Source organism: Frankia gtarii, assembly GCF_025403375.1.
GTDB lineage: Bacteria > Actinomycetota > Actinomycetes > Frankiales > Frankiaceae > Frankia > Frankia gtarii.
In genome coordinates this window covers 23,996-35,146 of record NZ_JAMPTM010000038.1, presented here as the reverse complement: position 1 = coordinate 35,146, position 11,151 = coordinate 23,996, and the positions used below count along the sequence as shown (strand labels likewise).

Here is an 11,151-nt window from a genome sequence, read left to right as displayed (position 1 = left end):
GGGCGGCGGGGTCAGGGGCGTCGTGCGGGTAGCGCTGGCCGACGACGCGGCCCTGTTCCGGGAGGGGCTGTTGCTGCTGCTCACGACGGCCGGATATGAGGTCGTCGGCTGCGTCGCGGACGGCGACGCACTGGTGGAGCTGCTGGCCGCCGAACCGGTCGACGTCGCCATCGTCGACATCCGCATGCCGCCGGGCGCGGAGGGCGGCCTCACGACGGCGGCGCGGGTGCGGGCCCGTCATCCGCACATCGGGTTGCTCCTGCTGTCGCACTACGCCGAGACGCTGTACCTCATGCGTTTCCTGGAGATCGGCACCGAGCGGATCGGCTACCGGCTCAAGGAGCGGATCGCCGGGGTGCAGGTGCTCACCGACACCCTGGCCCGCATCGACGCCGGGGAGATCGTCATCGAACCGGTGTTGGCGCGGCGTCTCGTCGACCGCCCCGCCGGTCCCAGCGGGCCGCTGGCGACGCTCAGCCCACGGGAGTCCGACGTGTTGCGGCTGATGGCGGAGGGCCGCTCGAACAACGGCATCGCCGCCGCCCTGTTCCTGTCGGCGAAGTCGGTGGAGAAGAACATTGCCAGCATCTTCACCAAGCTGGACCTGCCCGCCGACTCGACGGCGCATCACCGGCGGGTGCTGGCGGTACTGCGCTACCTGGACGCCCGGGTATCGGGGGACTGAGGGTGACGCGACCGGCGTGGGTCGTCCTCGCCGAGGACGTCGCCGCTTTGCCCGCGGGCGCCTCGCTGGGGCAGCGGGTCGCGCCGCTACTGCGCAACCTGGTCCTGGCCGCCGGCACCGGCCAGGCGAACCTCTGGCTGCCGGAGGATCCGCTGCCCGCCGCCCCGGTGTTCGCACCCGAGGGCGGTGCGGACGCCGGGCCGGTGCGGCCGGGTGCGCGGGCGGGTGTGCGGGCGGTCGCCGCGGTCCGAGACGGCGGGCAGCAGGTCGGTGCCCTGGTGCTCACCGACGGGGAGGACGGCCCGGCCGAGGAGGTGTCGGCCGAGCTGCTGGCCCAGACAGCCGACTGCGTTGCACTGCTGCTGCGGGAGGTCCGTGCGGACGCCTCGCAGCGGGAGCAGGCTGTCCATGCGGCCGGCCTCGCGCGGCGGGCGGCGAAGGTCGAGGCGGATCTCGCCGCGGTGCTCGACGTCGAGCGGCACCGCCTGGCCGGCTGGGTTCTGACCGGCACGACTCGCCGGCTCGTCGAGGTGACCCGCCGCTGGCGGGACTTCGCCGCGGCGGCCCATGACGACCCGAGCCGGACCCTGGTCACGTTGCGGGAGCTGCGGGTAGCGGTAGACGAACTGATCGACGATTTTCGGACGGTGGTGCGGGCCGTGCACCCCTCGACCCTGCGCAGCCGGGGGACGGCGGCGGCGTTGCGGGAGCTGGCCGCGGGTCTGCCCCGGCAGGTGAGCTGCACCGGCGACTTCGGCCGGCGGGTCGGCTGGGAGGTGGAGTCCGGGATCTACCATGCGACGGCGGTGGTCTTCGCGGCTGTAGCCGCAACGGCCGACACGCCGCTGTCGGTCCGCTTCTCCCGGGCCGCCGACCGCCTCACGGTGCGGGTCGGCGATCCGGCCGGCTCGGCGCAGCGGCTGCGGGCCGCGCTCGCCGACGACGCCCGGCTGCTGGCCGCGCTCGGCGGGGGGCTGCGCTGCCACGCGTCCCCGACCGGCGCGGCGCTGGTCGACGTCTGGCTGCCGCAGCGGCTCGGCGGCGACGACGATCCCGGTCCCCCGTGCACCACCCCGCCTTCCCCGTAGTTCTGGGCGGCCCGCCGAGTGGCGTCAGATGGGCACGGTGCCGGTGACCCTGGTGCCAGCCCCGGGAGTCGAGGCGACGTGCAGGGCACCGCCCACCGCGGCGAGCCGGGCCCGCAGCTGGGCCAGGCCGGCGCTGCCGGCGTCGGCCAGGCCCGGTCCGGAGTCGGCGACCTCGAACCACAGCCCCTGGTACGTGTTGCGGACGGTGACGACCACCGCGGCACCCGGCGCATGTTTGTGCGCGTTGTTCACAGCCTCCAGGCAGGTGAAGTACACCGTGCTCTCGACGCTCGACGGGTAGCGGCGTGCGCGGACATCGATCCCGATGTCCAACGTGACGTTGTGTGCCTCGCGAAAGCTCAGCGCCAGTGCCGGGCCGAGGCCGGCGGCCTGCAGCGGCACGGGCGTGATCCCCGCCGCGCTGTCGACCAGCAGCTGATGGGTACGGTCGAGCCGGGCGCCGAGATCGGTCACCGCCGTGGCGAGTGTCGCCTCGTCCGCGGTCCCGGTGGCCAGCCGGTGCTCGACGACGGCGGCGGCCAGTTGCAGCGAGACCAGATGTAGCTGTGCGCCGTCGTGCAGATCTCGTTCGAGGGCGTGTCGTTCGCTCTCCATCCGGGATGCCGCCCGATGGCGGGCGTCGGCGATCCACGCGAGTACGTCGTGACCCCACCGGCGGGCCGCGCGCGTCCCGGTGTGCGCCACCGCGCCCGCGACGACGACGCCGAGCACGGCCGCGACCTCGTCCAGGCGCCGATGTGTGTCCAGGCGCCGGTGCGTGTCCGGGGTTTGGGGTGTGTCCGGGGTTTGGGGCATGTCCAGGGTCACGAGCAGCATGGCAACGTCGACCCCGTGATGGCGGATCGGGTGCGCCGAGGTGACGGTCGCGGCCGCGGGGATGTCGGACCGGTGCGGCGCCGACCACCGGTGGTCGCACGGACCCTCCGGGTCCAGCACCCGAAGGACGACGAGTCCCGCTCCGACCTGTGCGCCGATCCATGCCGCCACCGGGGTGAGGTCGCCGCCGCGGGGTCCGGTGGAGGGCAGTTCGGCGGCCAGCCGCAGCACGCCGGGCGCGAGCGAGGCGCCGGGGTCGGGCGGCCCCGGCGCGGCGGAAGGTGTCACCACCACGGCGCGCCTAGCCGGACAGCGCGGCGACGAGTGCCGCCAGCAGCAGGACGGTGACGGCCAGGGCCGCGATCACCGCGAGGCGTCGGCGAACGCGAGGCGGGGCCGGGGTGTCCGCCGCTGGTGCCGCGGCGGCGGCGCGGTGGTGCGCGGGCGGTGCCGCGACTGGCGGCGCGGCGGCGGCGCGGTGGGGTGCGCTCGGTGGTGCGGCTGGTGGTGTGGCTGGAGGTGCGGTGGCGTGGTGGGGATCGGCCGGCGAGACGGCCCTTCGGCGTGCCGGGACCGCGGTTGGTTCGAGCAGCTGGGCGGCGATGCGGGCCGCGCCGAGCGCCACCAGGTGCTTGGGGTGCGCGTTGACCACGGTCGGGCATCCCATGGCCGACTCGACCGTGCGGGCCACCGCGGGGATGCGGGAGGAACCTCCGGCCAGCAGGACCGCCGCCAGCTCCGCCGGCTCGACCCCGGCGGAGCTCAGGGTGCGGTGAAGCGCGTCCAGGGTGGAGTTGAGCGCTGGCCGGATCATGTCCTCGAACCGTGCGCGGGTGAGCCGGACCTCGCCGCGGACCGTCGGCAGGATCACCGGGATCACGGTCTCCTCGTCGAAGGAAAGCGCCTCCTTGGCGAGCACGCACTCCTGGCGCAGGCGCGCCAACGCGACGGCGCCGGCGTGGTCCTGCGGATCGATGTCGCTGACGGCACCGCCCAGTTCTCGGTCGACGTGGTGCAGGACGGCCTCGTCGAAGTCGACGCCGCCGAGCCACTCCACCCCCTCGGGCAGGCCCAGGATCTCCATCTCGCCCGCCTGCGAGCGTAGGACGGCCGTGTCGAACGTTCCCCCACCCAGGTCGTAGACGGCGATGAGCGCGCCCGGCGGGAGCTGGCCGACGGCGCAGTAGTGGGTCGCGGCGGCCACCGGCTCGGTCACCATCCGCACCTCGCCGATCCCCGCCAGCCGTGGCACCTCGTCGAACTGTTTCATCCGGTAAGGGCCCCATACGGCCGGTCGGCTGAGCACGATGGTCTCCGGCGGTGCCCCCCGCAGGTCGGTGGCCGTGCGCACGGCGTCGCCGAGCGAGGCGGCCAGCAGCGCCGCCGGGGAGAACGGGACATTACCCAGCACCAGGGGAGTGGGGTCGCCGAGCCGGCGTTTGTATCCCAGGGCCGCGTGGCCGGGTGCCAGCGCCGCCCGGCGCACGGCTGCCTCCCCGGTCAGCAGGCGGCCGTCCGGGCCGGCGTAGACCACGGCGGGCGTGGCGACGCCGCGGTTGCCCAGGTTCACCATCTCGGTGTGGCCCCACCGGCCGGACCCGGTGGTGACGGGATGGCCGATGGCCACCGCGGTGAAGGTGGTCCCGAGATCGACTCCGAGCCCGGTACCTCACCTGCCCGACTCCCGCAACGTTCGGTCCGCGTGATTCCTTCACCGCGTGCCCTGTCAGGGTAGAAGGCCGGCGACCCTGCGTGGCCGGAGTTGTTCTGTTTTTCACCGAAGTGACGCCCGAACGACCGCCCGAACGACCGCCCGGGCGGCCTGCCCGCTGAGGCGTCACGCCCCGCCGTGGGGGCGGATCAGTTGTTCGGTGAAGTGCAGGGCGGCCGGCTCGAACTGCAGCACGATGTGCTTGGCCCCGGCGTGCACGTCGCGCCAGATCCGTTGCACCGAATCGTCCTGGGCCTCCCCGCGCACGCCGTTGCCGTGCTGCAGGGCGTCCACGGCGCTGGTGAGCAGGGACGCCGCGAAGGCGCTGTCGCGGTGGCTGCGGGCGATCAACGCCGGGGTGTACTCGTCGTTGTCGGCGCTATGCGCCACCCGGTCCAGCAGCAGCCCCGCCGCGTCGATCTCCCCGGCGGCGCGGGCGAGGGCGATGCGTGCCGAGTCCCGCACGGGGCGTCCGGCGGCGGATGCCCCGGCCAGCGACTCCTCGGCGATCCGCAGTGCGCCGCGGGCCGCGCCGAGGATCGGGCATCCGAAGGTCAGGCCGTTCACCGCGAACAGCGGCGCGAACCGTCGGGGCCCGTCGACCGGCTCGGGGCGCCCGGCGAGCAGCTCCTGGCGCGCGAACGACCGCCGGCTGGGAACGAACACCTCATCCAGCGTCAACGACTGGCTGCCCGTGGCGCGCATGCCCAGGGTGAACCAGCTGTCGGTGATGGTGTAGTCCGACCTGGGCACGACGAAGAAGCGTCCCTCGTCGACGCCCGCAACGATCGGCCCGAGCACGATCGCCCAGTCGGAGAACTCCACGCCGCTGACGAACGACCAGGTGCCGGAGACCAGCCAGCCGCCGTCGACCTCGGTTGCCGTGCCCTGCGGGATGACGGCCGCCACCAGCCGGGTGTCGGGGCCCTTCTCCCACACCTCGGCCTGCCCCGGCGGTGGCAGGAAACCGGCGAACCGCGCCGAGCTGGCCAGTAGTCCCGCCACCCAGGCGGCGGACGCGCAACCCTCCCCGACGGCGGTCACCGCCTCGGCCAGTTCGCGGTAGCCGCACGGCTGGCCACCGAAGCTCGGCGGGGTGAACCAGCGGCCGAACCCGGCGTCGACGAGCGCGTCGACCACCTCCGGCCGCAGCCGTCGCTCGGCATCGGCCACGGCCGCGTGCCGGCCGGCGAGCATGCCGGCGGCCCGGACCACGGCCGAATTTCCGGATGTTTCTGACATCGTCCCGCTCCTCCTCCATCGCTTTCGACTGCCTGGCTGGGCGGACCGGGGGGTTTCCCCGGACCGCCCGCACGGGCCAGCGCAATCGCCCGCGCGGCCTGGTCAACGCGGGTCAGGTAGCCCGATCTGGTTGTAGACCCCGAGCCAGCCGGTCGACCTGCGATCGCCCCGACGGGTGAACACACTCACTCTCCGCTCGGGCGCCGCGGCGGGACGGGGCGTCCACCGGTCTGGCTCGTCGGTGGCGACCGCGTACCGCCTGCCGGCCCAGAGCACCGCCGCCCGGGTGTCTGGCGGGAGCCGAGCTGTGCTGCATCCGGAGGCGGACAGGGGGCCAAGAGATCCGGCTGTGCGTGTCAGGTCAACTCCGAACAGTGGTTCCTGCGCCCACAATGCACACGAAGGCGGCAGCAAAGGCGCATGTCGACGTCGCGGGCTTGACGGGCCGGTCGAAGGGGTGAGCTTCGCCGGGCGGGGGCCGCCATTCGAACGGATGTTTGGTATCGTCGTGCCGTGGAGCTTGCGCCGTTCCAGGCGTCGCTGCTTGATGCCGCGGCGGCTGTCGAGGTCACTGCGCTCGCGGGGAGCGTGCGCCGGCGCGCGCTGTCGGCGGGTGCGTGGGTGGACGTGCGGCCACGTTGGATCGAGGGGGCGGACGCCCTGTTCGAGCGGCTGCGCGACGGGGTCCCCTGGCGGGCTGGGCGCCGCCCCATGTACGAGCGGATGGTCGACGTCCCTCGGCTGCTGGCCTTCTACGGCGACGGCCAGGCGCTGCCCGACCCGGTGCTGGCGGTGGCCCGGAGCGCGCTCGACGAGTACTACGCGGCCGAGCTGGGCGAGCGGTTCGTCACCGCGGGTCTGTGCCTGTACCGCGACGGCCGCGACAGCGTCGCCTGGCACGGCGACCGGATCGGCCGCGGCGACCGGCAGGACACGATGGTGGCGATCGTCGTGCTGGGCGGCCCCCGGCCGCTGCTGCTGCGCCCGCGGGGCGGAGGCCCCGTGCTGCGCTTCGAGCTCGGCCACGGCGACCTGATCGTCATGGGTGGTAGCTGCCAGCGCACCTGGGATCACGCCGTGCCCAAGTCGGCGCGCCTGGTGGGTCCGCGGATCAGCGTCCAGTTCCGCCCGTTCGACGTGCGCTGAGCATCCCCGTCGAGCGCGGTTCCTCAACCTTCCGCAGGCGGCGGATGTTCCCGGTCGGCCCGCTTTCGTGACCGAGTAAACGCAGGCGAAGCCTGTTATTGACAGATCGGTCCAGAACTTCCTAGGTTTTGTTGACCGAACAGTCCAATAAGTGTCGCCGGAGCGGGTCGGGTGCCGCCCGGCGGGCGCTGCTCCTTCCTGAAAGCGAGATCCGATGAGTCTCCAGGACGAAGCCATCGCGCTTCGGCCGACGTCGGCCACCGGTGGTGGCCGCGACGCCCGGCCGGCACTGGTCCTTGGCGTGCTGTCGATCGCGAGCTTCCTCGCCCAGCTCGACGTCTGGATCACCAACGTCGGCCTGCCGAACATCGGCGCGGGCGTCGGGGCGTCGTCGCTGTCCGATCTGAGCTGGGTGTTGAACGGCTACGCTGTTGACCCGTAGTAGCATCATGATCATGGATCTTCCCGACTTGCCCCCTGCCCCGTCAGCGAACTCGGACCCCGGACTCTTCTATGGTCGGATGTCACATGTTGATCTAGACGCGCGGGTAATTGACCAGCTCACGCGAGCGTTGAAAGACGCAGCGGCTTCTGATGGCGACTATTTCATTGCCGCCGCCTACGGCGACGATGGTCTCAGTGCGTGGCGTGAGGATGTCGTCCGGCCGGAGTTCGAGAAATTTCTCGCAGCTTTGCGATCGGGTTCCTATCGCATTGTGGTGGTGTGGGAGGAGTCGCGTATCACACGCGATCCACGCGTAGGTGCGGAATTCGGCCGGATCATGCAAGTGATCCGCGGAAAGCTGATCGTCACGAACGGCGAGACCCGTTCCGTCTATGATTTCCAGCGTCAGCGTGACCGGGATGCGTGGCATAACGCGGTCGGTAAGAGCGTGTCAGAGAGTGGCACGAAAAGTGAGTGGGTGCGCCGCGCCTTTGAGGTCAAGCGGGAGCGTCACGAGTTTCTTGGTAGGACGGTCGGTTTCGGCTGGAATTGCATGTGGGTGCGTAAGGGGAAGAAGGTAGTCGGGACTTGGAGCGTGAACGAGGAAGAGGCCGAGTGGCTTCGTGAGGCTTCTCGGCGTGTCCGGGCGGGGGAAGCGATCGCAACGGTTGCCGACGATTTTTACGACCGGGGTTTGCGTATCCAGCATCGGACTAGCACGCGAAAGGACTTCGAGGGAGAGACCGGGGTTTTGACCCGTAGGACATTGGCTAATTATCTGCGAAACCCGCGTATCGCCGGTCTGGACGCCGACGGTAACCAGGACCGGGGATGGACCGTCACGGGTGAGCTCTCCAATTTTCCAGGTATCTTGACTGAGGAAGAGTGGCGGGCCACCGTTGCCGCCCTAGCAGGGGGATCGGCGACCATAGGCGCCGCGCGAACCAAAAAGAAGAAGGATTCTGGTCCGGAGCGACGCGCTACGGGCAAGCGGGTCATTAACACGTTTGCGGGATACTTCGTGTGTTTCGCCTGCAATCGCTCGCTAGTGCGGACCGACACATCCGACCGGGCGTTGTGGCGGCACCAGATGGGGAAGTCACGCACGCATGTTGACTGCCCCCAATCATTCTCCATTCCGGCCGGAGACGCCGACAAACTCGCAACAATAATGGTCGCGGAATACATTCGCGCACGGGCGTGGGCGAAACCGGCAGATACGGAGGTCGGTCGACTTCAGGCAAGGCGCGCGAGGATCAACGAGAGCCTTGAGGAGTTGCCAGACAAAATAGCGGACGAGATCATGAGCGCAGATCTGGCAGGAAGGACAGAGAAGAGATATAAGGCTCAACTCGTCAAGATAGAACAGGATCTTGCAAAGTTGGCCCGGTTCTCGACGGTCATCGACGGAAAAGCCGCCTTGCAGGATCTTCTAGGTGACGATGTGATGAAGCGTCGCCGGGTACTTTCCGTGACTCTGGAAAAGATCTCGGTGATTCCCGGTCGCGATCTACCGTTGCGGGACAGGCTCACGGTGGTGTGGCGGGAACAGTCCGACCGTTAGCAAGAACGCGACCCGACGGGGTCGGGTGACACTCGATTGCGAGTGCCACCCGACCCCTTTTCTATGTCATCCGCGTTTGCGACCCGTCATCGTGGTTGCTCGTCTCGATTTTCGGCAGTTCCAACAGAGAGACAATGACGCTGACGGTATGTAGGGATGGTTCGGGCGCGCGCGCCACTTGCTCAGCCACCCATCGTTGATCTTCGTCATCAAGATCGGCAAGTGGATAGAGATCATGGTCGGTGTCCTCGGCAGGGTCGGCGGTAGGTGGGTCGGAACGTGGTTCATGGTCCGGGGACACGTGCGTGGTCTCCCTTCGGCCGGTCTCACGTCCAGTGGCGGACCGTCGAGGGCCGTCGGCCCCGCCTCGCCGGTCGTCGAGGGCCGTCCGGACCGTCGAGGGCCGTCGGCCCCGCCTCGCCGGTCGTCGAGGGCCGTCCGGACCGTCGAGGGCCGTCGGCCCCGCCTCGCCGGTCGTCGAGGGCCGTGAGCACGGTGGGTGATGGGTGCTGTAGGGGGTGCACGGTGGGGGGTCGTGTGTGTCCCAATGCGCGCAGGCGCGCACGCGCGCGCGTGGGGCCGTGCATGCACACCGGTGTGCACACCGGTGCACGACGGTCTGCACACCGGTCTGCACACCGTTTCCGTGACGGTGGGTCTTCATGGCTGGTCGGGGGTGGCGTGCCAGCGTCCGCCGGTCTGGCGCACCTTGCCGGCGTCCTGGAGCTGCTGAAGGGCGTAGTACACCCAACGGCGTGATCGGCTGGTCGCGGTCATCAGGTCGGACACGCTGGCGCCTTCCGGCATCGTGAGTGCAGTCCACAGTGCATCGTCGGGATCAACGGGATGATCCGCGCGCGGTTCGTCCTGTCGGACGGGTAGAGCTGTCGGTGCGGGATAGCGGGCGGCAATGTCCGTCACGGTGTCGTCTTCTACGAGGTAAGCGCGGTTGGGTATGGGCGTGTTGTGGTCGGGGTCGAGGATGAGAAAGGCACCGGGAAGGGTGAAGGTGTCGGTACGCCATCCGCTTTTGTAGGCGCCCGCGCCGAGGATGAGGTCTGTGTCGGCGCGTTCCCGAACCCGTAGGGCTATCCGGCCGTCCATCTGACTGCGGACCGCGTTATTTCCCATTGCGTCTTGGGTGGGTCTTTGCGTGGCTGCTATGAGGGTGGCTGCGACCGCGCGGCCTAGGCGGGTAAAGGAATCGGCAATTTCGAGGGCTTCGGGTGGCAGTTCGGCGAATTCGTCGACAAGGATGACGAGTGCGGGACGTTCGCGGGTGGGATTCCATGTCCGTTCCCCCCGTTGCGCTTGCTCGCGGGTGCGCCGGTTGAGTTCTTCCATGGCATCGGCGAAGAGTTTGACTGCACCGTCCATATCGGTTGCCAGGCGGCCGAGGGATTTCGCCCACGGGCCGAGTTCCATTCCTCCCTTCAGGTCCACACCCCAGATGATCACATCGTCGGCGGGTACGAGTCCGGCGAGGATGGCATTTACTATTCCCGATTTTCCGGAGCCGACCACACCGCCGATCAATATATGCCTGCGGAGCAGGAGAACGGTTACCGTCGTGCCATCCTCAGAGGTTCCGATGGCAATCGGTTTGGTGATCGTGGCGGCCTGGTCGCCGTGTCCGGGCCACGGGTTCGGGCGTGCCAGAGGATCGGATTCGGTGACTCGGACAATAACGTGATCCTCTCGGTCGGGATCGGCAGTCACCCGGACACTGTTCGGCCGCACACCGAGCATGGAAGCGATTTCGTCGGCTCGGGCGATGGCACTTCGTGCGGACATGCCACGGCGTAGCGCGACCCGCGCGGTATAGCCCCATGCGTCCACCACCGCGGACATCACCCGTGAGCCAGAAAGCCCAGCATCTTCCGCAAGAACAGGCCACGCGCGAATTGTGCGCTCGACCCGGACTCGTTCACGCCGGCGACGGTGTGCCCACCACGGAATAGCGGTCGCCGAACCTACAGTTATGAGTAGAGCAGGAAAAGGCCCGTGACCGGGCCCGAAAATCGCGGCAGTCGACCACCATCCCGAGCCGAGGAAAGCAGCGGTCACGGCATAGGCGCGCTCGACCCGACGTGTCAACCTGCGAGCAAACAGACATGCTGTGACCAGGAAGAACAGGGTCAGCAGCACCACGCCACCGGTGCCCCACGCCCGGTGTGCCACCGCGGCGGACACCGTCAAGAACAGGCCAATGTAGAGCGGGAGAAGTTCACTGCGATACCGCCAGAAAAAACCCGCGATACTGGTCACGGCGCCCGGCCCGGAGCGGTTTTCCCGTAGTTTTCTCCGTGTGGATCGACGCATATGGCGGCGCATTCGCCGCATTTCCCGTGCCACCCGGCGCTGATCATTCATATGAGCTCGTGCCACGGCTTTTCTCCCCACAGGGAAACGGGGGTGTCCGGAAACCAGACA

The 11,151-nt window shown here is 69.5% G+C and carries 9 protein-coding genes; 5 read left to right on the top strand and 4 right to left on the bottom strand.

Annotated elements, in window-relative coordinates:
* Together NBZ83_RS08760 and NBZ83_RS08755 are read left to right on the top strand one after the other, a co-directional pair.
* Window positions 1-685 (top strand): response regulator transcription factor (locus tag NBZ83_RS08760; RefSeq protein WP_261574725.1); only part of this gene is annotated, 685 nt, incomplete at its 5' end.
* A 2-nt stretch (window positions 686-687) separates the two neighbouring features.
* Window positions 688-1,773 (top strand): sensor histidine kinase, encoded by a 1,086-nt coding sequence (locus NBZ83_RS08755; RefSeq protein ID WP_261574724.1) that lies wholly within the window; start codon window positions 688-690, stop codon window positions 1,771-1,773.
* A gap of 24 nt (window positions 1,774-1,797) precedes the next feature.
* Here NBZ83_RS08755 and NBZ83_RS08750 read toward each other — a convergent pair whose 3' ends face one another.
* The 3 genes from NBZ83_RS08750 to NBZ83_RS08740 all read right to left on the bottom strand — a co-directional run bounded on the left by NBZ83_RS08750 (window position 1,798) and on the right by NBZ83_RS08740 (window position 5,563).
* Complete coding sequence (locus tag NBZ83_RS08750) at window positions 1,798-2,901, bottom strand: sensor histidine kinase (RefSeq protein WP_261574723.1); 1,104 nt, start codon at window positions 2,899-2,901, stop codon at window positions 1,798-1,800.
* Window positions 2,902-2,911: 10 nt separating this feature from the next.
* Window positions 2,912-4,237 carry an Hsp70 family protein gene (locus NBZ83_RS08745; protein ID WP_261574722.1) on the bottom strand — a complete coding sequence of 442 codons (1,326 nt, stop codon included), beginning with the start codon at window positions 4,235-4,237 and terminating at the stop codon, window positions 2,912-2,914.
* Between the two features lie 210 nt (window positions 4,238-4,447).
* Window positions 4,448-5,563, bottom strand: coding sequence for an acyl-CoA dehydrogenase family protein (locus NBZ83_RS08740; protein WP_261566485.1), 1,116 nt, complete (start codon window positions 5,561-5,563; stop codon window positions 4,448-4,450).
* 513 nt (window positions 5,564-6,076) lie between these two features.
* On the opposite strand from NBZ83_RS08740, the gene NBZ83_RS08735 reads away from it, so the two are divergent.
* The 3 genes from NBZ83_RS08735 (at window position 6,077) to NBZ83_RS08725 (ending at window position 8,718) form a co-directional block, all read left to right on the top strand.
* Window positions 6,077-6,709: an alpha-ketoglutarate-dependent dioxygenase AlkB gene (locus tag NBZ83_RS08735; RefSeq protein ID WP_261566484.1), complete on the top strand. Its 633-nt coding sequence runs from the start codon at window positions 6,077-6,079 to the stop codon at window positions 6,707-6,709.
* 214 nt (window positions 6,710-6,923) lie between these two features.
* Window positions 6,924-7,151, top strand: a complete 228-nt coding sequence (locus NBZ83_RS08730; protein ID WP_308203777.1) for a hypothetical protein — start codon at window positions 6,924-6,926, stop codon at window positions 7,149-7,151.
* Between the two features lie 13 nt (window positions 7,152-7,164).
* Window positions 7,165-8,718, top strand: a complete 1,554-nt coding sequence (locus tag NBZ83_RS08725; RefSeq protein ID WP_261574721.1) for a recombinase family protein — start codon at window positions 7,165-7,167, stop codon at window positions 8,716-8,718.
* Between the two features lie 660 nt (window positions 8,719-9,378).
* On the opposite strand, the gene NBZ83_RS08720 is transcribed toward NBZ83_RS08725, so the two are convergent.
* Window positions 9,379-10,986 (bottom strand): FtsK/SpoIIIE domain-containing protein, encoded by a 1,608-nt coding sequence (locus NBZ83_RS08720; protein ID WP_261574720.1) that lies wholly within the window; start codon window positions 10,984-10,986, stop codon window positions 9,379-9,381.
* Window positions 10,987-11,151 lie beyond the last annotated feature (165 nt).

Coding starts and splice junctions, on each gene's coding strand:
- NBZ83_RS08740 (WP_261566485.1), bottom strand. CDS start 5,563: ATGTCAGAAACATCCGGAAATTCGGCCGTGGTCCGGGCCGCCGGCATG.
- NBZ83_RS08730 (WP_308203777.1), top strand. CDS start 6,924: ATGAGTCTCCAGGACGAAGCCATCGCGCTTCGGCCGACGTCGGCCACC.
- NBZ83_RS08725 (WP_261574721.1), top strand. CDS start 7,165: ATGGATCTTCCCGACTTGCCCCCTGCCCCGTCAGCGAACTCGGACCCC.